The organism is Pseudonocardia humida (assembly GCF_023898865.1).
GTDB classification, from domain to species: Bacteria; Actinomycetota; Actinomycetes; order Mycobacteriales; family Pseudonocardiaceae; genus Pseudonocardia; species Pseudonocardia humida.
Genome location: NZ_JAGSOV010000009.1, coordinates 326831 through 347740, shown reverse-complemented (window position 1 = coordinate 347740; position 20910 = coordinate 326831). Strand labels below are relative to the sequence as shown.

At 74.1% G+C, this 20910-nt stretch carries 19 protein-coding genes; 6 read left to right on the top strand and 13 right to left on the bottom strand.

Annotated features, from left to right (window positions below):
• Nucleotides 1–522: 522 nt before the first annotated feature.
• Nucleotides 523–1431 (bottom strand): GNAT family N-acetyltransferase, encoded by a 909-nt coding sequence (locus tag KDL28_RS04315; RefSeq protein WP_252435861.1) that lies wholly within the window; start codon nucleotides 1429–1431, stop codon nucleotides 523–525.
• Nucleotides 1432–1530: 99 nt separating this feature from the next.
• Here KDL28_RS04315 and KDL28_RS04310 point away from each other — a divergent pair, with 99 nt between their 5' ends.
• Nucleotides 1531–1893 (top strand): hypothetical protein, encoded by a 363-nt coding sequence (locus tag KDL28_RS04310; protein WP_252435860.1) that lies wholly within the window; start codon nucleotides 1531–1533, stop codon nucleotides 1891–1893.
• Between the two features lie 3 nt (nucleotides 1894–1896).
• Here the strand turns inward: KDL28_RS04310 and KDL28_RS41330 are convergent, their stop codons facing one another.
• Nucleotides 1897–2796 carry a GNAT family N-acetyltransferase gene (locus KDL28_RS41330; RefSeq protein ID WP_252435859.1) on the bottom strand — a complete coding sequence of 300 codons (900 nt, stop codon included), beginning with the start codon at nucleotides 2794–2796 and terminating at the stop codon, nucleotides 1897–1899.
• 360 nt (nucleotides 2797–3156) lie between these two features.
• Between KDL28_RS41330 and KDL28_RS04300 the strand changes: the two genes are divergently transcribed.
• The 3 genes from KDL28_RS04300 to KDL28_RS04290 are packed head-to-tail and all read left to right on the top strand — an operon-like array spanning nucleotide 3157 to nucleotide 6067.
• Entirely contained in the window at nucleotides 3157–4422 is a 1266-nt protein-coding gene (locus tag KDL28_RS04300; protein ID WP_252435858.1) for an aspartate kinase, read from the top strand.
• Nucleotides 4419–5519 (top strand): aspartate-semialdehyde dehydrogenase, encoded by a 1101-nt coding sequence (locus tag KDL28_RS04295; protein ID WP_252435857.1) that lies wholly within the window; start codon nucleotides 4419–4421, stop codon nucleotides 5517–5519. The genes KDL28_RS04300 and KDL28_RS04295 overlap by 4 nt, the downstream gene beginning before the upstream one ends.
• Before the next feature lie 2 nt (nucleotides 5520–5521).
• A complete protein-coding gene (locus KDL28_RS04290) occupies nucleotides 5522–6067 on the top strand; it encodes a beta-class carbonic anhydrase (RefSeq protein ID WP_252435856.1) in 546 nt (181 codons plus the stop codon).
• 3 nt (nucleotides 6068–6070) lie between these two features.
• Here the strand turns inward: KDL28_RS04290 and KDL28_RS04285 are convergent, their stop codons facing one another.
• The 9 genes from KDL28_RS04285 to KDL28_RS04245 all read right to left on the bottom strand — a co-directional run bounded on the left by KDL28_RS04285 (nucleotide 6071) and on the right by KDL28_RS04245 (nucleotide 15971).
• A complete protein-coding gene (locus KDL28_RS04285; protein ID WP_252435855.1) occupies nucleotides 6071–7114 on the bottom strand; it encodes an endonuclease/exonuclease/phosphatase family protein in 1044 nt (347 codons plus the stop codon).
• A complete protein-coding gene (locus KDL28_RS04280; protein WP_252435854.1) occupies nucleotides 7111–8355 on the bottom strand; it encodes an MFS transporter in 1245 nt (414 codons plus the stop codon). Before KDL28_RS04280 ends, KDL28_RS04285 begins: the two co-directional genes overlap by 4 nt.
• An 84-nt stretch (nucleotides 8356–8439) precedes the next feature.
• The gene (locus KDL28_RS04275; protein WP_252435853.1) at nucleotides 8440–8859 is read right to left on the bottom strand and encodes a DUF8820 family protein; all 420 of its coding nucleotides are present in this window, start codon (nucleotides 8857–8859) and stop codon (nucleotides 8440–8442) included.
• A 132-nt stretch (nucleotides 8860–8991) separates the two neighbouring features.
• A complete protein-coding gene (locus KDL28_RS04270; RefSeq protein ID WP_252435852.1) occupies nucleotides 8992–10260 on the bottom strand; it encodes a DUF6745 domain-containing protein in 1269 nt (422 codons plus the stop codon).
• Nucleotides 10261–10262: 2 nt separating this feature from the next.
• On the bottom strand, nucleotides 10263–11558 hold the full coding sequence (locus KDL28_RS04265) for a DUF6745 domain-containing protein (RefSeq protein WP_252435851.1): 1296 nt from the start codon (nucleotides 11556–11558) through the stop codon (nucleotides 10263–10265).
• A 75-nt stretch (nucleotides 11559–11633) separates the two neighbouring features.
• Nucleotides 11634–12653: a LacI family DNA-binding transcriptional regulator gene (locus tag KDL28_RS04260; protein WP_252435850.1), complete on the bottom strand. Its 1020-nt coding sequence runs from the start codon at nucleotides 12651–12653 to the stop codon at nucleotides 11634–11636.
• A 39-nt stretch (nucleotides 12654–12692) separates the two neighbouring features.
• Nucleotides 12693–13613 carry a carbohydrate ABC transporter permease gene (locus KDL28_RS04255; protein WP_252435849.1) on the bottom strand — a complete coding sequence of 307 codons (921 nt, stop codon included), beginning with the start codon at nucleotides 13611–13613 and terminating at the stop codon, nucleotides 12693–12695.
• Complete coding sequence (locus KDL28_RS04250) at nucleotides 13610–14578, bottom strand: carbohydrate ABC transporter permease (protein WP_252435848.1); 969 nt, start codon at nucleotides 14576–14578, stop codon at nucleotides 13610–13612. The genes KDL28_RS04255 and KDL28_RS04250 overlap by 4 nt, the downstream gene beginning before the upstream one ends.
• Before the next feature lie 70 nt (nucleotides 14579–14648).
• Nucleotides 14649–15971 carry an ABC transporter substrate-binding protein gene (locus KDL28_RS04245; protein ID WP_252435847.1) on the bottom strand — a complete coding sequence of 441 codons (1323 nt, stop codon included), beginning with the start codon at nucleotides 15969–15971 and terminating at the stop codon, nucleotides 14649–14651.
• 313 nt (nucleotides 15972–16284) lie between these two features.
• Here KDL28_RS04245 and KDL28_RS04240 point away from each other — a divergent pair, with 313 nt between their 5' ends.
• Nucleotides 16285–17373 carry an ABC transporter ATP-binding protein gene (locus KDL28_RS04240; protein ID WP_252435846.1) on the top strand — a complete coding sequence of 363 codons (1089 nt, stop codon included), beginning with the start codon at nucleotides 16285–16287 and terminating at the stop codon, nucleotides 17371–17373.
• Between the two features lie 112 nt (nucleotides 17374–17485).
• Here KDL28_RS04240 and KDL28_RS41325 read toward each other — a convergent pair whose 3' ends face one another.
• The gene (locus KDL28_RS41325) at nucleotides 17486–18538 is read right to left on the bottom strand and encodes a GNAT family N-acetyltransferase (protein WP_252435845.1); all 1053 of its coding nucleotides are present in this window, start codon (nucleotides 18536–18538) and stop codon (nucleotides 17486–17488) included.
• A 56-nt stretch (nucleotides 18539–18594) separates the two neighbouring features.
• The gene (locus tag KDL28_RS04230) at nucleotides 18595–20490 is read right to left on the bottom strand and encodes a S9 family peptidase (RefSeq protein WP_252435844.1); all 1896 of its coding nucleotides are present in this window, start codon (nucleotides 20488–20490) and stop codon (nucleotides 18595–18597) included.
• Between the two features lie 81 nt (nucleotides 20491–20571).
• Here KDL28_RS04230 and KDL28_RS04225 point away from each other — a divergent pair, with 81 nt between their 5' ends.
• Nucleotides 20572–20910, top strand: a complete 339-nt coding sequence (locus KDL28_RS04225) for a hypothetical protein (RefSeq protein ID WP_252435843.1) — start codon at nucleotides 20572–20574, stop codon at nucleotides 20908–20910.

The following is a 20910-nucleotide window of genomic DNA, read 5'->3' as shown; positions in this document are numbered from 1 at the left end:
CGCCCCCCCCGCGGCGGGCGACCCTCTGATCGAGCAGGGGTTCGGCCCCTGCCGTCACGTCGTCACGCCCAGCGAAGCACGTCCGCCGCGACCCCGCACGGTTGGGAGCGTCGGCCAGCCGGGTGGCATCGGAGGGTGCGGGGGTCGCGTCGGTCGCGCTCTGCCGTGCGCGCCGACGTGACGGCAGGGGCCTCGGGGAGGGGAGTGGCGCTGCGCGCCGCCTCGCCTGGGGGCTCGCCTCGCGGCGCTGCGCACCGCATCGGCGGAGCGAGAGTCACTTTCGCCCAAGCACATCGGGCGAGAGTCGCTTTCGTCCAGCCATGCGAGACGAGAGTCGCTTTCGTGCGGCTGGGTGGGGCGAGAGTCGCTTTCGTGTGGCCACGGGGGACGAGAGTCACTCTCGTGCGACCGAGTGGGGCGAGCGTCGCTTTCGTGCCGCCACCTCGCGGAGCTGCACTCCGCCGGGGGCGAGCGAATGGCGCGGTGGCCGGGCTGGTTGGGCGAGGGCGCCACGCGCTCCGGTCAGAGAGCGGGTAGGCGCACGGCGGGGCGGCGTTGCCAGTGGGTCCAGAGGGGGCGGTAGCCGAGGCGGTACCAGAACGGGGTGGAGATGGGGTTGGGGACGGTGTGGTGCAGCAGCGTCACCTCGGCTCCCGCGGCGGCGAGCGCCGCGTCCGCCGTGGCGTGCAGGGCGGAGCCGATGCCGGTGCCGCGGGCGGTCGGGTTGACGTACATCGAGCCGAGGTAGCCGACCCGGGACGCCGAGCAGAGGCCCTGCGCCTCGGGGGCGTAGCCGGGTGGGTCGACCGAGCACATGCCGACGGGGCGGCCGTGCTGCTCGGCGAGCCAGATCGTCGGGGTGGGGCGGCGGAGGGCGGCGGCGTAGCCCTCGACCAGGCGCGGCAGCGTCGACGGGCGCGCGCCGAGCGCGCCGAAGCGGCCGTCGTAGCGGACGATCTCCAGGCCGAACCGGGCGACCACGTCCACATCGGACTCTACGGCCGGGCGGACCGTCAGGCCGGGGACCGGGGCCGCGGTGGCGCGGCCGGGTCGTCCCGCGGCCAGGACGACGGCGGGGGCGAAGCCGTGGCGGGCCAGGGCCAGGACGGGGGTGGTGTCGCGGCTCGGCCAGACGACTTCGGCGGTGCTCTCGTCGTCGTCGGGGGGCCCGAGCCGGGGTTCCCACTGGTCGAGCAGCGCGCCCAGGGCGGCGGCGGGGTCGTCGTCGGCGAGGAGCGCGGTGAGGGCGTGGTTGCGCAGGCCCGTCCAGGAGGCGCTCATGCCCTCCGGGTCGATGTCGTGGCGGGTGGTCCAGCCGGCGCCGCCCGGCACGAGGGTCGGGTCGGGGGCGGGGGGCTCGGGGGTGGGCAGCAGCGGGTCGGCCGCCCGCCACCGGGCCGCCTGGACCGCGTGCAGCTCGCCGACCTCCACCCGCCCACGGTAGTGCCGCGCGGCTGAAGCGGACCTGAAGCGGGCGGTGGCGTACTCACCCGGTCCCACCCCGACGTCGAAGATCGGACCGGTGATCCCATGTCCAGCACCGAGACCCGCCGCCGCGGCGGCGCGCTGACCACCCTGCTCGTCGTGCTCACCCTGGCGCAGGTGATCACGCTCGTCCTGCTCCTCGACGCGTGGCGCAGCGCCGCGTCGCACGGCGCGTCCGTCGGTGCCCTGCCGGCGTTCGGCGTCCTGCTCAGCCTGCTCGCCCTCACCGCCTACGCGGGGGTGTGGGCGTGGCGGCGGTGGGGTGTGGTCGTGATCGGGGTGGTCGCGGCCGTCGGGCTCGTCACGGACCTGGCCTTCGGCCTGCCGCCGCTGGCCCTGCTGATCCGGGTCGCGCTGCTGGCCGGCTTCTTCGCGGCGGTCGGGGCCCGCTGGGACCAATTCCGCTGACGATCAGCGGGCCCGTGCGGGTCGGCGCCGCCACGACGTCCACAGCGGACGGTAGCCCTGGCCGTACCAGAACGGCGTGGACAGCGGGTTCGGCGGCGAGTGGTGCAGCAGGGTGCGGGTGGCGCCTGCCGCGCGCAGGGCCGCGTCGGCGTGCGCGTGCAGCGCCGCGCCGAGACCGCCGCCGCGCACCGCGGGGTCGACGAACATCGAGCTCAGGTAGCCGATCGGCCCGTCGGCGCACAGCGGGGCGAGCCAGCAGGCGCGGTCGGGCGGGTCGACCTCGCACAGCCCGACCGGTCGCCCGTCCAGCTCGGCGACCCACGCGGTCGGCTCCGGGTGGTCGGCGCGCCCGGTCAGCTCCTCGCGCATGCGGGCCTCGGTGGAGGGGCGCTCGCCGACCGCGCCGAACTGCGCGTCGTACCGGACGATCCCCAGGTGCATCCGCGTCGCCGCGTCGACGTCGTCCGGTTCGAGGGGGCGGATCCGGACGCCGGGGGGCGTCGGCGCGCCGGGCCCGCCCGTCCGGCGCACCGCGACCACGGTGGCCGCCCCGAACCCGCGGCGGTTCAGGGCCAGCACGGGGGCGGTGTCGCGGCTGGGCCAGAACACCTCGACGGCGCTGTCCCGGTCGCCGACGGGGCCGAGGTCGGGGTCGACAAGGTCCAGCAGGGCGCCCAGCGCCGCGGCCGGGTCGTCGCCGGCCACGTGCGCGTCGAGCCGGTGCATCCGGGCCGCGCTCCAGGTGGCGACCATGCTCTGCGGATCGGGGTCGAGCCTGCGCAGCCAGCCGGCGCCGCCGGGCGCGCGCACCGGGTCGGGGCGGGGCGCGTCGGGCGCGGGGAGCAGCGGGTCGGCGGCCCGCCACCGGGCGGCCTGGGCCGCGTGCAGCTCGTCGACGTCCACCGGCCCACGCTAGTGGCCCCGGTCGGGGGTTCGCCCGGGGTCTCGGCGGCCCGGCTCCACGCTGGACGCACCGGCGGACAACCCGAGTACGACCAGGTACGAGGGCTGCCCGTCGGCACGCCCAGCGAGAAGCCGGATCCCCCGATATCCCAGACGAACCTCCGACCGCGACCACTGGTGCCGACAGGGCCCGGGCCGTCCCCGTCACCGCTTCGGGCGAGCCCCGGTTGTGGCGTGGATCGAAACCCGTCGGGAAGCGGGGGCCGGGCCGGTAGGGTGGTGATCCGACCCGCGCCCGACCCGGCGCACGGAATTCCACGGTCGCGAGCCCGAGCGCCGCGCCAGGACAGGAGGTCGGCGGTGGCCCTCGTCGTGCAGAAGTACGGCGGATCGTCAGTCCAGGACGCGGACCGGATCAAGAAGGTCGCCGAGCGGATCGTCCGCACGCACAAAGAGGGCAACGACGTCGTGGTCGTGGTGTCCGCCATGGGCGACACCACCGACGAGCTGCTCGACCTCGCCGACCAGGTCTCGCCCGCCCCGCCGCCGCGGGAGATGGACATGCTGCTCACCGCGGGCGAGCGCATCTCCAACGCGCTCGTCGCGATGGCCATCCACGCCCTCGGCGCCCAGGCCCGCTCGTTCACCGGCTCGCAGGCCGGGATGATCACCACGTCCAAGCACGGCGACGCCCGGATCGTGCAGGTCAACCCGCAGCGCCTGCGCGACGCCCTGGACGAGGGGGCGATCGTGCTGGTGGCCGGGTTCCAGGGGGTCAGCCAGGACTCCAAGGACGTCACCACGCTCGGCCGCGGCGGCTCGGACACCACCGCGGTGGCGCTGGCCGCCGCGCTGGAGGCCGACGTCTGCGAGATCTACACCGACGTCGACGGCATCTTCTCCGCCGACCCGCGGATCGTGCCCGACGCGCAGCGCCTCGACACCATCACCTACGAGGAGATGCTGGAGATGGCGGCCTGCGGGGCGAAGGTCCTGCACCTGCGGGCCGTGGAGTACGCCCGCCGCTACGACGTCCCCCTGCGGGTGCGCAGCTCGTACAACGACAGGCCGGGATCGCTGGTCACCGGCTCGATCGAGGAGATTCCCGTGGAGAACGCGATCATCACCGGGGTCGCGCACGACCGGTCCGAAGCCAAGATCACCGTGACCGGGGTGCCCGACACGCCCGGCATGGCGGCGCGGATCTTCCGGACCGTGGCCGAGGCCGACATCAACATCGACATGGTGCTGCAGAACATCAGCCACTCCGGCGACCGGCGCACCGACATCACCTTCACCCTCCCCAAGGTCGACGGTCCGCGCGCGGTCACCGCGCTCACCGCCGTCCAGCCGGAGATCGGGTTCGAGCGGGTGCTGCACGACGACGAGGTCGGCAAGGTCTCGCTCATCGGCGCGGGCATGCGCAACCACCCCGGGGTCACCGCCACGTTCTGCGAGGCGCTGTCCGACGCGGGCATCAACATCGAGACCATGAACACCTCGGAGATCCGGATCTCCGTGCTGTGCCGGCCCGACCAGCTCGACACCGCGGTGTCGGCGCTGCACCGGGCGTTCGAGCTCGGCGGCAGCGAAGAGGCCGTCGTCTACGCGGGGAGCGGGCGATGAGCGAGCGTGCGAGCGAATCATCAGCACAGCGCAACGCACCCGTCGTCGCCATCGTCGGGGCCACCGGCGCCGTCGGCACCACGATGATCGAGATCATCGACGCGCGGCCGAGCGTGCCGTGGTCGGAGATCCGGCTGATCGCCTCGGCCCGGTCGGCCGGCAAGGTCATCCCGGTCCGCGGCCAGGACGTCACGGTGCTGGCGCTGACCCCCGAGGTGTTCGACGGCGTCGACATCGCCCTGTTCGACGTGCCCGACGAGGTCAGCGCCGAGTGGGGGCCGATCGCCGCCGGGCGCGGCGCCGTCGTCGTCGACAACTCCGGGGCCTTCCGGATGGACCCCGACGTGCCGTTGGTGGTGCCCGAGGTCAACGCCGAGCAGGCGGCGAACCGCCCCAAGGGCATCGTCTCCAACCCCAACTGCACGACCCTGTCGATGATGGCCGCGATGGGCGCCCTGCACCGCGAGTTCGAGCTGCACGCCCTGGTCGTGGCCTCCTACCAGGCGGCCTCCGGGGCCGGCCAGGGCGGCATCGACCGGCTGCAGGCCGAGATCGCGGCCGTGGCGGGCAAGCCGGTGGGGGCGCGGGCGGGCGACGTCGCCGAGGCGCTGGCCGCGGCCGGCCTCGACCCGGACGACTCGCCGTTCCCGGCGCCGCTGGCGCTGAACGTGGTGCCGTGGGCGGGCTCGCTCAAGGACGACGGCTGGTCGTCGGAGGAGCTGAAGGTCCGCAACGAGGCCCGCAAGATCCTCGGTATCCCCGACCTGAAGGTCTCGGCCACCTGCGTGCGCGTCCCCGTCGTCACCACGCACTCGATCGCCGTGCACGCCACGTTCGCCCGCGAGGTCTCGGTCGACCGGGCCCGCAAGGTGCTCGCCGCGCAGCCCTCGATCGTGCTGCGCGACGACCCGGCCAACGGCCAGTGGCCCACCCCGGCCGACGCCGTCGGCGGCGACCCGACCTGGGTCGGGCGCATCCGGCAGGCCTACGACTTCCCGAACACGCTGGAGCTGTTCCTCTGCGGCGACAACCTGCGCAAGGGCGCCGCGCTGAACACCTACGAGATCGCCGAGACCATCGCGGCCGGGCAGGGGTGAGGATGGCGATCGAGGAGCTGATCGAGCGCTACGAGGCAGGCGGCGGCCAGCTGGCCGCGGCCAACGCCGACGGCCTGGCCGTCCCGCCCGCGCTGCACACCGTGGTCCTGACCTGCATGGACTCCCGCATCGACGTGTTCGCCCTGTTCGGGTTGAAGCTCGGCGAGGTGCACGTGCTGCGCAACGCGGGCGGCGTGGTCACCGAGGACGTCATCCGGTCGCTGACCATCAGCCAGCGCAAGCTGCACACCCGCGACGTGCTGCTCGTCCAGCACAGCGGGTGCGGCCTGGCCACCTTCACCGACGACGACTTCTCCGAGGAGCTGGCCCAGGAGGTGGGGATGCGCCCGCCGTGGCGCACCCACGCCTTCCGCGACCCGGAGCTGAGCGTGCGCCGCGACCTGGCCCAGCTGCGCCACGACCCGTTCCTGCTGCCCGGCACCCGGGTCCGCGGGTTCGTGCTGGACATCGAGAGGTTCGTGCTCGAGGAGGTGCACCTGGACGAGCCGGCCGCGGACGGCGAGGTGCCCCGGGCCGCCGCGTCCTGACCCTCAGGGGATGCGGACGGTGGTGAGGATGGCGCGGTGGTCGCTGCCGTCGATCTCGTGCACCGAGAACGACTCCGCGTCGATGCCCGCCGTGGACAGCACGTGGTCGATCTGCGGGCCGAACAGCTCGGTCGACTCGGTCGGGCTCCAGGTCGACAGCAGGCCCTGGCCGCGCTGCTCGGCGGCGTCGGTGCAGCCGGCCATGCCCTTGCGCAGCAGGGAGTGGTCGAGGGTGGCGTTGAGGTCGCCGGCGACGATCGCCGGTGAGCCGCCCGCGCACCACTTCGCCAGCAGGGCCATGTCGTCGCGCCAGTGGGGGAAGCGGTAGTACGTCGGGGCGGCGGCGTGGTAGGCGACGAAGGTGAGCTCGCCCAGCCCGCCGCCGGTGGCCTCCAGGTAGGGAGGGTGCGACGAGCCCGTGCCGCCGACGAAGCGCACGTCGCCGAGGCGGTCGGAGACCAGCGCGACGACGCCGTCGACGTCGGCACCGGAGCCCGAGGAGACCTCCGAGCGGTAGCCCAGCGGCTCGACGAGGGGCATCAGCTTGCCGCGGAAGCGCTCACCCGCCTCGGAGATCGACACCAGGTCGGGGCGCTCGGCGGCGATGAGCGCGGCCAGCTCGGCGGGGTCGGCGCCGCCGAAGTAGGTGTTGAAGGCGAGCACCTTCAGTGGCGTGCCGGTGGTCGGCACGGGGTCGGCGAGCACGCGCGGAAGGATCATCGCGCCACCGGCCGGCAGCACGACCAGCAGCCCGACCGCGAACGGCAGCAGGGCGGCGCGGGCCCTGCGCCGGAACACCACCAGCACCAGCAGCACCACGACGACGACCAACCCGGCCACCAGCACCCACGGCCGGAAGGCGATGGCGCGGGCGAACGGGCCGCGGTGGTCGATGCCGATGAGGTCGGGGATCGCCGCCGCGGCCGCCGCGGCCGTGAACAGCAGCGCGGCGAGGTAGCGGACGAGCAGCCTGCCGTGACCGCGCCGGTCGGGCGGGGGCGGCGGCGGGGGCGTGATCGGGTCGAGCTGCCCGGGCGGCGCGGTCACCCGTTCGAGTCTGCCCTAGCCGTGGTGAGAGGGTGCTGAGGCGGGCGCCTACCCGTTGCAACACCACCGAGGAGCCACGCCACCAGCGCGACCCCGATCCCCGCGGCACCGACGGTCAGCACGGCCGCCGACGGCGAGGCGATGTCGATGAGCAGGCCGGCCAGCGGGGTGCCGGCGGCGGCGCCGAGGGTGATGGCCGACGCGTGCAGACCGGTGACGACGCCGCGCGCGGGTTCGGGCGCCAGCCGGCTGACGGCCTCCGAGCTGGCGGCCAGCGACGGGGCGAGCAGCAGGCCGCAGGGCAGCAGCAGCAGCGCGTAGGACCACCAGACCCCGCCGAGCGCGACCGGCAGCGCCGCCACCCCGACCGCGGCGGTGATCACCGGCAGCGACGGCGCCCTGGTCATCGCCCCGTAGACGAAGCCGCCGGTCAGCGAGGCCAGGCACCACACGGTGTTGACCACGGGGATCCACGCGGCCTGCCCGGTGGTCTGCAGCCCGGCGATCATGGACAGCTCGGTGCCGAAGACCACGACCACCGCCGCCGACGTGGCCAGCAGCGCGGCCAGCAGCCGGCGGTCGAGCCACTGGCGGATCGGCGGGGCCGGCTGGTCGCCGGTGCCCGCCGCCCTGGTGAGCGGGTTGAGCAGCCACAGCGCGATCCCCGACAGCACCCGCCCGGCCCCGACCACCCACACCGCGACGGGCGAGGAGGCCTGCAGCACGAGCACCGTGCCCACGGCGGGACCGATGATGTAGGACAGCTCGACGGCCATGGAGTCGACCGCGAACGCCGGGCGGCGCTGCGCCTCGGGCACGATCGCGCCGATCGACTGGCGCACGACGGAGAACAGCGGGACGCCGACCGTGCCGGCGACCAGCGCGCAGACCACCAGTGCCGGATACGGCAGGACCGCCGCGACCGACCAGAACAACGTCTCCGTGCACGTCCCCAGGGCCAGCACCGGGCGCAGGCCGAAGCGGTCGATCAGCCGGCCGAGCAGCGGCGCGCCCACCGCCATGCCGATCGTGCTGGCCGCGCCGACCGTGCCGGCGGCGGCGTAGCCGTGGTCGAGGGTGAGCACGACGTGCAGCGTGAGCACGATGGCCGACGCCGAGGCCGGGATGCGGGAGGCCAGCGACAGCATCATCAGGGGCGGGAGCCCCGGCAGCCGCAGCACCTCCCGGTACGGCCCGAGCCTTCCCCCCGATTTCGCCGACTTCGGCACCGCTACCGCCACGACGACCATGCTGCCTTGCCGGGCCGACAGTCTCGACCGGATTGGCTGCCGGCCGGTCGGGCGCCGCGCGACCGGCCGTCCCGCTCAGTCGGCGACGCGGCGCCACTCCCCGGCGAACTCGCGCTGGCGGCGCAGCTCGTAGGTGCCCGGGCCGATGCCGTTGGCGCCGTGCTCCTCGGTGTGCACCAGGTAGGCCGATGCGCCGTCGGGCACGGTGAGCGTGCCCAGGGTGAGGCCGGCGTCGCCGCCGGTGGGGTCGGCGTCGAAGAAGCAGGTGCCGTCCCACGAGTGCAGGGTGTGCGTGTTCGAGGAGGCCTCCGCCCGCACGACCTGCACGCCCGACGCCGGGAGGGGCGTGGTGGCCGGGGCCAGCTGGGGCCGGCTCAGCACGATCACGTCACCCTGCCGCTGGGCGCCGGTCAGGACCGGCACGTCGATCTCGGAGTCGAGGACGCCCAGGGCGCCGACGCCGGCGCGGTCGAGCACGGTTCGCAGGATGGCCACAGGCGGTTCCTCCGTTGTCGATGAGCACGGACCCGCGGCCGAGCGTGCCACGGTGATCGTCACACGGCGACGGGTTTCCGTCGAACGCCACGATGCGTCGCCGACCGGCGGACGCGACATCCGCCGTCCGGGTCACGTCGCCCGGTCGAGCGAGGCGTACTCGGCCGCGCTCACGCCGAACGTCGCGGCGGCCGCGCTGAGCGCGTCGGGGACGTCGGCCGGGACCGGCAGGCCGAACGCGCGGCGGGTGCCGTCGCGGTCGGGGCTGGCGTTGACCACCAGCAGCACCCTGGCCGGCTGCGGGTAGAGGTCGCGCAGCCGCTCGGGCAGGTCGTAGAGCCGCAGCACCTTGCCCGGGTTGCCGGGGTCGGGGTGGTCGGCGCCGACCTGGGCCATCCCGGCCGCGGTCACGAACCGCGCCCAGCCCATCCGCTCGATGGCGCACCGGCGGACCTCGGCGTTGGGCTCGGTGAGGATCCGCCCGAGGTCCCAGCCGGCGCCGGCGACGAGGTCGTCGGGCACGGTCGTGCCGTGCCACGAGGACGTCGTCCAGCCGTCGGCCCAGGTCACCGCGGGTCCGTCGGCGCGGTGCAGGCGCTGGTCGCGGTCGAGGTGCAGGGCGGTGGGGCGGTCGACCAGCACGGAGGCGCCGTGCAGCGGCCACCACCAGCCGAGCGCGGCCACGGCGTCGCCCAGCGCCGCGGTTGCCGCGGGTACGGGGGTCCCGATGCGGTCGCGCGCCAGCTGGGAGCCCACCAGCACGTGGGCCACCGTCCAGGTGCTGAACCCGGCGACGACCTGGTCGAACAGCTGGCCGCGGTCCTCCTGGGCGAGCAGCCGCTCCAGCGGGCCGCGCATCTGCCGGCCGAGCCGGCGCGACACCTGGGCGTCCCAGAACCGCAGTGCGCGCAGCGCGCGCGAGGCCTCGGGTGACTTCGACAGACCCGTCCGCCGGGCCAGCTCGCTGCGCTCGTCGCCGCGGGGGAGCAGCGAGACCCGCTCGCCCGCGGTCGCCGCGGCGACCCGCAGCCGGGGTTCGGCCGCGCGCAGCCCGCCCAGGCAGTCGGCGCGGATCCGGGCCGCCACCCCGGCCGGCCGCTCGCGCAGCCGGGCGCTGAACTCCGCCAGCAGCCGGCGCAGCAGCTCGCCCTCCTCGGTGGAGCGGTCGGCGAGTCGGTAGCGCAGCGCCAGGTCGGCGACCAGGCCACCGAGCGGGGAGTCCATCCAGACCAGCACGCCCGGCTCGGGCAGCCCGACCGCGACGTAGGCGCGGCGCACCGCGCGCTCGGCCGCCCGGCGGTCGCAGCGCTGGGTGGACTCCGCGATGAGGCGCCAGGCGCCGACCACCCGTTCGGCGGTCTGCGCGGGCCGCTCCGCTCCCGAGGCCCCGTCGACGGGCACGGTCAGGTCGCCCGGGCCAGGGCCGCGTACTCGGCCGGGGTGACGTCGAAGGTGGCCGCGGCCGCGGACAGCGCGTCCGGGACGTCGGCGGGGACCGGCAGCCCGAACACCCGCCGCCTGCCGTCGCGGTCGGCGCTGGCGTTGCTGACCACCAGGATGCGGGCCGGCTGGTGGTAGAGCCCGCGCAGCTGCTCGGGCAGGTCGAAGAGCCGCAGCACCTGGCCGGGGTTGCCGGGGTCGCGGTGGTCGCGGCCCACCTGGCGCAGCCCGCCCTCGACGACGAACCGGTCCCACCCGCGGCGCTCGATGGCGCAGCGGCGGATCTCGGCGTTGCGCTCGGCCAGGATCCGGTGCGGGCCCCAGCCGTCGCCGGTGACCAGGTCGGCGGGGACCCGGGTGCCGTGCCAGGCGTGCAGGGCGTAGCCGTCGGCGTAGGCGACCGCCGGGCCGTCCGGGTGGTGCAGCCGGCCCTGCGGGTCGCGGTGCAGGGCGGTGGGCCGGTCGGTGAGCACGGCCGCGCCGCGCATCGGCCACCACCAGCCCACGGCCCGCACCGCGGTGGCCACCGCGGCCAGCCGGGGCGAGGCCGGCAGCCCGGCGATGTCCAGCGCCCGGGTGAACAGCACCAGCCAGTACACCTCCGACCACGGACCGAGCTGGCGGCCGTGCTCCCAGGGGAACGGGCGGCCCTCCAGCTGGGTCCACAGCTGCTCGCCGAGGCGGTGCTGCAGCCGGTCCCACAGGTCGAAGCCGGGCCGGTCGACCAGCTGGAACTCGATCTGGTCGCGCAGCGGCTCCCACAGCAGGGCGCCGAGCTCGTTCCACAGCTGGGCCACCGCCCGGTCGCCGAGGCGCTGCTCGAGCCGGGCCCGGACCTGGTCGGCGAGGCGGCGCCAGAGGTGCTCGTCGGTCTGGGCGCGCATCCCCGGGGGCAGCCGCGCCCACACCCGCTCGTCGAGCTGGCCCCACAGCTGCTCGGTGAGCCGGTCGCGCAGGTCGGGGCCGACGCGCTCGCCGAGCTGGTCCCACAGCCCGTCCCAGACCTCGGCCCACAGCCGGGTGGGCGGGGCGGTGTGGTGGCTGAGCACGACGCTGGCCAGGGTGCCGCCCAGCGGGGAGTCCATCCAGACGATGACGTCGGGGGCGTCGAGCCCGGCGACCCGGTAGGCCTGGCGCACCGCGGCCTCGGCGGTGGGGCGGTCGCAGCGCTCGGTGGACTCGGCGATCCGGATCCAGTCGTCGCGCAGCGCGACGGTGCCGGCGTACTGCCCGACCGTCAGGCCGCCGCTGTAGCTCACCCACGGCCTTCCCACGGAGGTCCACCAGCGCCGCGGCCCGGCCCGGAGCGGACCGGTCGGCGGCTCGTGGGGATCCTATCCGGTGTCGCTCCCGGCCGGGGGTGCCGTCGTCCCGCGGACGATCAGGCTGGTCGGCACGACCAGGGCGGGCGGGTCGCGGTGCGGCTCGGCCAACCGGCGCAGGATCAGCTCCGCGGCCATGACGCCCTGCGAGTACACCGGTTGGGCCACCGTGGTCAGGTCGAACAGCTCGGCCATGTCGTGGTCGTCGACGCCGACCACCGACAGGTCCCGCGGGATGCGCAGCCCGGCCTGCCGGGCCACGTGCACCGCCCCCATCGCCATCTCGTCGGAGGAGGCGAAGACGGCCGTCGGCGGCGGGCCCGCGGCCAGCAGCGCGTCCATGGCCTCCATGCCGCCGCGGACGGTGAAGCCGCCGTCGACCTCCAGCGCGGGGTCGAGCGCGATGCCGGCCGCGGTGAGCTCGTCGCGGTAGCCCGCCCGGCGCCCGGCCGAGGCCACCGGCTCGGCGGGACCCTCCGGCTCGCTGCCGATGTAGGCGATCCGGCGGTGGCCCAGGTCGAGCAGGTGGCGCACGGCGCACCGGCCGACCGCCCCGTCGTCGACCCGGACGCTGGCCCAGCCGGGCACCTCGGCGCCGACCACCGTGACCGGCCCGCCGACCGCCGAGAGCGCCGCGATCTCGTCGGGCTCCGGGCGGATGCCCACCACCAGCACGGCGTCGACCCGCTTGCGCAGCACGTTGCCGGCGAAGGCGCGGCTGCGCTCGTGGGGGTCGACGCCGAGGCTGTAGAGCAGCACGTCGTAGCCGGCCGGGCGCAGCAACCGCTCCGCGCTGTGCACGACGGTGGCCACGAACCAGCCGTTGACCGACGGGGCCACCACGCCGATGGCCATGTTCTGCCCGCCGGCCAGGCTGGCCGCGCTGGGCGAGGCCACGTAGTGCAGCTCCGCCGCGGCCGCCAGCACGCGCTGCCGGGTGGCCTCGGAGACCCGGGGCAACCCGTGCAGCGCGCGCGAGACGGTGGCGATGGAGACCCCGGCCCGCCGGGCCACGTCCCTGATCGTCGTCACCGCGGCCCCCGAACCTGGTGACTGCTCCCGTCCGTCCGATCAGCCCTTGACGCTGCCCGCGAGCAGGCCACGGACGAAGAACCGCTGCAGGCTGAGGAAGACGATCAACGGGATGATGATCGAGATGAAGGCACCGGCGGAGAGCAGGTGCCAGTCCGACCCCCGGGTGCCCGACAGCTCGGCGACCCGCACGGTCAGCGGCGCGACGTCCGCCGTACCGCCGGCGAACACCAGCGCCACCAGCAGGTCGTTCCACACCCAGAGGAACTGGAACACGCCGAACGCCGCGATGGCCGGCTTCATCAGCGGCAACATGATCTTGGTGAAGATCCGGACGTGCCCGGCGCCGTCCACCCGGGCCGCCTCGACCAGCTCGGCCGGGATCTCCCGCATGGAGTTGTGCAGCAGGTAGATCGCCAGCGGGAGCGCGAACGTGGAGTGCGCGATCCACACCGTCCAGAACGTGTTGTTCAGCCCGGTGCCGACGAAGATCTCCAGCAGCGGCAGCAGCGCCACCTGCAGCGGGACGACCTGCAGCGCGAAGATCGCGACGAACAGCGTGTCGCGCATCGGGAACTTCATCCAGGCGAACGCGTAGGCCGCGATGGTGGCCAGCACGATCGGGATGATCACCGCGGGCAGCACGATGATGATCGAGTTGATCAAGTAGTTGATCAACGGCTGCTGGCCCTCGAACAGGACCTCGTTGTAGTTCTCCAGGGTGAACTGCGGGTCGGTGAACAGCGTCCACCAGCCGGTCCGCTTGACCGAGCGCTCCGGCCGGAACGAGGACACGAACAGGCCGAACGTGGGCAGCGTCCACAGCACCGCGATGACGATCGCGAGCAGCGACGCCCACGGCGAGCCGAGCCGCTTCTTGGCCTCCGACGACTTGGTGGTGGCCACCGCTGTGAGGGTGGTGGCCGGCTGCCCGGCGGGAGTGCTCTCCAGGACCGTCATCGCGCGTCCACCTTCCGCATCTGCCGGACGTTGTAGATCACGATCGGCACCACGAGGACGAACAGGATCATCGCCAGTGAGGAACCGATGCCGATGTTGAACAGCCGGAAGCTCTGCGCGTAGAACTCGTTGGCCACGACGCTGGTGCCGAACTGGCCGCCGGTCATCGTGCGGACGATGTCGAAGACCTTCAGCACCCCGATGCTGATCGTCGTCAGCACGACGACCACGGCCGGGCGGATGCTCGGCAGGGTGATGTAGAAGAACATGCGCAGGCCGCCGACGCCGTCGAGGCGCGCGGCCTCGGTGATGTCGTCGGGGATGGCCTTGATCGCCGCGGACAGGATCGTCATGGCGAACCCGGCCTGGATCCAGATCATCACCACGATCAGCAGCAGGTTGTTCCAGAACGGGATGAGCAGCAGGTTCACCGGCTCGAAGCCGAGCCAGACCAGCAGCTGGTTGACCAACCCGATCTGCTGGATGTTCTGCTGGTTGGGGCGGTACTCGTAGACGAACTTCCAGATGATCGACGCGCCGACGAACGAGATCGCCATCGGCAGGAAGATCAGCGCCTTGGCGAACGACTCGGCCCGCGCCCGGTCGACCAGTACCGCGTAGACGAGGCCGACGGCAGTCGCGACGATCGGGGTGAAGATCACCCACAGGAACGTGTTGCGCAGCACGATCAGCAGCTCGGGCTGGGTGAAGATGCGCGCGTAGTTGTCGATGCCGATGAAGTTCGTGCTGCCGGCGTCGAAGAACGACTGGTAGGCCGTGCGCAGCGCCGGGTAGATCAGGCCGATCAGCAGCAGCAGCACCGCCGGGCCCACGAAGGCGAAGCCCTGCCAGCGCTCGGCCCGCCTGCCCCTGGCCCGGTCGGCGATGAACAGCACCGCGGCGAGGACCAGCGCGAAGAACGCCACCGCGACCACGAGCTGGATGATTTTGTCGGTGATTGTCATGGGGTCTCACCTCCGGGCACGGGAGAGAGACCGGGGGCGGGTGGCAGAGCCACCCGCCCCCGGTGCGCGGTCACGACTGAGCGGGCCAGGACTGCTCGATGAAGGTGAGCACGTCGGTGGTGCTCTTACCGGTGATCCAGTCGGTCATGCCGGTCCAGAAGGACGCCGAGCCCACCGCGGCGGGCATCAGGTCGGACCCGTCGAACTTGAAGGTCTTCGACTCGTCCTGGAGGATCTCCACCGACAGCTTGTCCACCGCGCTGGCCACGTTGTTCGGGTCCAGGCCGGTGTTGGCGCTGATCCAGCCGCCCTCCGGGGTGGCGATGGCCTTCTCGTTCGCCCACTCCGGCGAGGACAGGTAGGCCTGGAAGGCCTGGACCTCGGGCCGGTCGGCGAACGCCGCGACGAACTCGGCACCGACCAGGATCGTCTCCGGCTGCGTGGTGTTGATCGGCGGCAGCGGGAACGCGAAGACCTCGCCGTTCTCCGAGATGTCGGTGCCCTCGGGGAAGTTGGCCGCGTAGAAGTTGGCCTGGCGGTGCATGTAGCAGGTCTCGTCGAGGATCGGCAGGCCGCCGTCCTGGAACGTGGTGGTGGCGATGGACGACACGTCGCCCAGGCCGCCGTTGACGTAGGCCGGGTTCTTCAGGATGCCGCCGATGCGGTCCAGCGCCGCGGCGACCTTCGGGTCGTTGAACGGGATCTCGTGGTTGACCCACTGGTCGTACACGTCCGGGCCGTTCTCCCGGAGCATGACGTCCTCGAGCCAGTCGGTGAGCGGCCAGCCGGTGGCCTCACCGGAGTTGATGCCGGCGCACCAGGGCTTGCCGCCCTCGGCGACGATCTTGTCCGACAGGGCGACCATCTCGTCCCAGGTCGTCGGCACGGTGTAGCCCTTGGCCTGGAAGGCCTGCGGCGAGTACCAGACGAAGGACTTGACGTTGGCGCCCAGCGGGGCGGCGTAGAGCGTGCCGTCGACCGAGCCCGCGGACTTGAAGGTCTCGGAGAAGTACTGGTCGACGTTCGCCGACACCGCCTGCGGGGCGGGCTTCACCGCACCGGTCTGGTCGACCAGCGTCTGCAGCAGGCCCGGCTGCGGGATGTAGGCGACGTCCGGCGGGTTGCCGGACTGGATGCGGACCGGCAGCTGCGCCTCGAACTCCTTGGAGCCCTCGTAGACGATCTTGGCGCCGGTGCACTCCTCGAACTTCTTGTAGGAGTCGATGTGCGGCTGGTCCTCGGGGGCGACGATCGAGGTGTAGAGGCTGATCTGCTTGCCGTTGAGGTCGCCGTACTGGGTGTAGGCCTCGCAGCCGGCGCCGCCGGTCTGGCCGCCGGTCTGACCGCCGCCCGCGACGTTGCTGCCACCGCACCCGGCGAGCACGAGGCTCACCCCGAGGGCGGCACTGACCAGGGCAGGAACCCGCCCTCGCCGTGTCACTGCTGACATTCGGACTCTCCGCTCCGATGGGGGACCACGGGGTTCCGGTCGGCCCGTGGATGTGAGATCCGCAATAGGTAAGCGTTTACGCACGTCGTCGCGCAACATCGGGCGGCAACGATCCCGTAACAGCTACCATAAAGTAACTTAAGGGTGACCCACGGTAGTGCTGCTGGCCCTGAGCTGCCCCGACGTGGCAGGCTCCGCGTGCTACACCCCACTCGGATCGTCCGGCACGTTCCTGCCGGTGGAATGGAGTACAGCCATGGCCGCTGTGACCTACGACAGCGCGAGTCGGATCTACCCCGGCTCCACCCGCCCCGCCGTCGACTCGCTCGACCTGCAGATCGAGGACGGCGAGTTCCTCGTCCTGGTCGGCCCCTCGGGCTGCGGCAAGTCGACCTCCCTGCGGATGCTCGCCGGGCTCGAGGACATCGACAAGGGCTCGATCCACATCGGCGGCCGGGACGTCACCCGCGTCCCCCCGAAGGACCGCGACATCGCGATGGTCTTCCAGAACTACGCGCTCTACCCGCACATGACCGTCGCCGAGAACATGGGCTTCGCGCTCAAGATCGCCGGCCAGCCCAAGGCGGAGATCCAGAAGCGGGTCGCCGACGCGGCCAAGATCCTCGACCTGGAGCAGTACCTCGACCGCCGCCCCAAGGCGCTGTCGGGCGGCCAGCGCCAGCGCGTCGCGATGGGCCGGGCGATCGTGCGCCAGCCCCAGGTGTTCTGCATGGACGAGCCGCTGTCCAACCTGGACGCCAAGCTGCGCGTCTCCACCCGCACCCAGATCGCCTCGCTGCAGCGCAGGCTGGCCATCACCACCGTCTACGTCACCCACGACCAGGTCGAGGCCATGACGATGGGCGACCGGGTCGCCGTGCTCAAGGACGGCATCCTGCAGCAGGTCGACACCCCCCGGCACATGTACGACCGGCCGGCCAACGTGTTCGTCGCCGGCTTCATCGGCTCGCCCGCGATGAACCTGCTCGCCGTCGACCTCGACGGCGACGTGCTGCACTTCGGCGGCGCCGACATCCGGGTGCCCCGCCAGGCCGCCGACGCCGTCGGCGCCACCCGCAACGTGACCGTCGGCGTGCGGCCCGAGGACATGGACGCCGTGCCCGAGGGCCAGGGCCTGGCCACCGAGGTCGACGTGGTCGAGGAACTCGGCGCCGACGCCTACGTCTACGGCACCACCGAGGTCGCAGGCGAGCGCCGCCAGGTCATCGCCCGCGTCGACGGGCGCACCCCGCCGGCCAAGGGCGAGGTGCTGCACCTGGCCCCGCGCCAGGGCCACCTGCACATGTTCGCCGGCGACTCCGGCGAGCGCATCGACCTGGTCTGACCGACCCGGCCCCGTCCCACCCACCCACCCCGCCCCGCCCCATGCCGCGGCGGCGCCGGGGTGGGCGGGGGGTTGGGCGGGGGAGTCGGGGTGGGGCGGGCGTTCCGGCGGGTCAGCGGACGGGGGTCGGGAGCGGGGCGCGCAGGCGGACGGTGGCGTCCACGATCTCGGCCGACGGGCGCAGCCCCGCGCGGCGCAGCAGGCGGGTGACACCCAGGTCGTCCGGGCGGGCCACGCCGGTGACCTCGACCATGCCCAGCTCGACGGCCGCGTCGGCGGCCCGGCGCAGCAGCGCGGTGCCCAGCCCCCGGCCCTGCCAGGCGTCCTCCACCAGCACCGCGACCCGGCCGGTGGTGGGCGGGCCGTCGGGCTCGGGGTCGAGGTTGACCAGGCCGACGGCGCTGCCGCCGTCGGCCGTCACGGCCAGCACCACCTGACCGGACCGGTCGCCCGGGCCCGCGCCGAGCAGCCCGTCGAGCTGGTCGTCGGGCAGCCGGGGCGCCGGGCTCAGGAACCGCGAGCGGCGGGTCTCCGGGGCGCAGCGCGCGTGCAGCGCGGCCACCAGCAGCCGGTCGTCCGGGGTCGCGGCGCGCATGCGGACCTCGGAGCCGTCGCGCAGCAGCAGGATCCGGTCGGCGTCGTCGGCGCGGGTGGGCGCCCGCATCGCCAGCTGCGCGGCCAGCTCCAGCAGGGCCGCCGCGCGGGACAGCTCGGTGGCGGTGAACGGCCAGCCGCGGCCCAGCCGCAGCTGCTGGGCGCCGACCCGCAGCGTGTGCGTGTGGCCCTCCACGCTCGTCGCGGCCGGGTCGACCAGCCGGGCGCGCAGCAGGGTGGCGACCGCGCGCGGGGCGCTGCCCGGGTCGGCGGCGACCATCCTGGCCAGCGCCAGCGCGGTGGTGGTCGGGTCGGACAGCTCGGCGGCGTCGGCCCGGACGAGCAGCGTGCACGGGATGCCCGCCGCGGTGATCTCGTCGACCAGCGCCGCCGGTTCGGCCGGGTCCGGGACCTTGACCAGCAGCTCGTCGGTGACCGAACCGTCGTCGGCCGGCTCACCCACCACGTGCAACGAGATGATGTTGCACCCGGCCGCGCCCACCGCCGTGGCCAGCTCGCCGAGCCGGCCGGGGATGTCCTCCAGCTCCACGTGCACACGCCAGAGCGCCACGTGCTCCCACCTCCTCGGGGTAGCGCCCAGCGTTCTCGGGCCGTGTTTCCGCGGCGCTACGGCGAGATGACGTTGGCCGCGACGGGTGTGGGCTGCGCGACGCGCCCGCCGATCTCGTCGCCGTCGATGGCCCGCCGGGCGAAGCCGACCTCGGTGGCGGTGTGGGCGATCGTCTGGTCGACGACCATGCTGCCGTGCCCGGCGTCGAAGCGGGTGACCTCGAAGGGCAGGTCGCCGCGCGCGGCCAGGGCGTCGAGGTAGTTGTCGACCTGGCGGATCGGGCAGCGCGGGTCGTTCTCCCCGGCCAGCACCAGCACCGGGGCCCGCACCCGGTCGACGTAGGTCAGCGGCGACGCCGCCCGGTAGGCCTCGGGCCGCTCCTGCGGCGACCCGCCGAACAGCGCCCGGTCGAACGCCCGCAGCTGCTCCATCTCGTCGGCGTAGGCGGTCAGGTAGTCGGCCACCGGCACCCCGGCGATGCCGGCCGCCCAGCGCTCGGGCTGGGTGCCCACCGCCAGCAGCGCCAGGTAGCCGCCCCACGACCAGCCCTCCACCACGCAGCGGCGCGGGTCGACCAGCCCGTCGGCGACGCACCGGTCGAGCACCGCGGCCACGTCGGCCAGCTCGGTCGAGCCCGGCCTGCCCTCGATCGCGTCGCGCCAGGCCGACCCGTAGCCGGTCGACCCCCGGTAGTTGACCTCCACGACCACGAACCCGGCGTCCACCCACGTGGCCCGGACCGCGCTGAACCGGTCCTCGTCGGCCGCGTGCGGGCCGCCGTGCAGGCTGAACAGCGCCGGGGGCGGCGGGTCGCCCGCCTCCCGCACCGGCTCGGCGACCAGCGCGTGCACCCGCCCGCCCGGGCCATCGACCCACAGGTCGCGCACCGGCACCGAGCCCGGGGCCCGCGGACCGGGCGGGACCAGCAGCACCCGGTCGGTGCCGTCCGGGGCCAGCGCCCGCACCGACGCCGGGTGCGCGGCCGACGAGCACGTGTACTCGACGGTGCCGTCCGGGCGGACCTCGGCGCCGCCCACGCACCCCGGGGCGACCGGCAGCTCGGTCAGCCCGCCGGTCGCCAGGTCGTAGCGGTGCAGCCGGGTGCGGGCGGCGTGGGTGTGCCAGACCAGCAGGGCCGCGCCGTCGGGGGTGAACTCCCCGTGCAGCTCGCCGGGCAGGTCGATGGCCAGCTCGGTCTCCGCGCCCGTTGTCGGGTCCCAGATCAGCAGCTCGTCGCGGCCGCGGCGCTCGTGCGCGACCAGCAGCCGGTTGTCCCCGGCGACCGGGGCGAACGACAGCGGCGAGAGTCCCTTGCCGGGGCCGTCGGACTTCTCGGCGACGGTGGCGCCGTCGGAGACCCGCAGCACCCGCACGTCGGGGTGGCGGGAGTCGCCGTGCTCGGAGTGGCCGATCGCCAGCAGGTCCTCGTCCTCGGACAGCGCGCCGACCCCGGCGTCCTCGGGGTGGGAGTAGACGACCTCGGCCGGGCCGTCGCCGCGGCGCAGCCAGATGCGGGTGCCCTCGTCGGTCGAGGTGCCGACGGCGACCACCCGCCTGCCGATCTCCAGCCCGGCGCCGTAGCCGTCCTCGACGCCGGGCAGCGCGGGCTCCACCGCCCCGGTGCCGGCCGCGAACGGCTCGCGCACCCAGTGCCCGAACTCGTCGCCGTCGGAGTCGGCGAACCACCAGATCCACTCGCCGTCCGGCGGCAGCTCGGCGTGCCCGGTGCCGCTGCGCCGGTCGGTGACCCGGCGGTGCTCGTCGGTGGCCCGGTCCCAGGCGTAGACCTCGGTCGTGCCGCTGGCCGTCGAGGTGTAGGCGCAGCGGTCCGGCGCGTCCCGGGCCCACCGCGGGCGGCTGGTGCGCACCGCGGTGAACCGGGCCCGCCAGCGCTGCTCGCGTTCGTCGTCGAACAGCCGGTTGGGGACGGGGGCCTCGGGGTGGTCGGTCACGGGGCGAGTATGTCGTGAGCGAGAATCACGGTCATAGCCGCGAAACCCGCTCACGACCTCCTGGCCCGCACCCTCCTGGTGGTGGCGGTGCTCCTCGGCCCGGCCGGCTGCTCGTCGACCGGGCCGTCCGCCGCGACGCCCGCGACCGCGCCCGACGGCACCCTGCGGATCGAGGTCGGCTACGCCGGCGGCGCCGTCGCCGGCGGCGTCGTCCGCTACGCCGTGCCGGTCGGGTCGACCGTCGAGCTCGTGGTCGCCAGCGACGTCGCCGACGAGGTCCACCTGCACGGCTACGACCGCAGCAGCTTCGTCACCGCCGGGGCGAGCACCGCGATCCGGCTGGACGCCGACCTGCCCGGCGTCTTCGAGGTCGAGCTGGAGCAGCGCGGCGTCCCGCTCGCCGAGCTCCAGGTCGGGTGA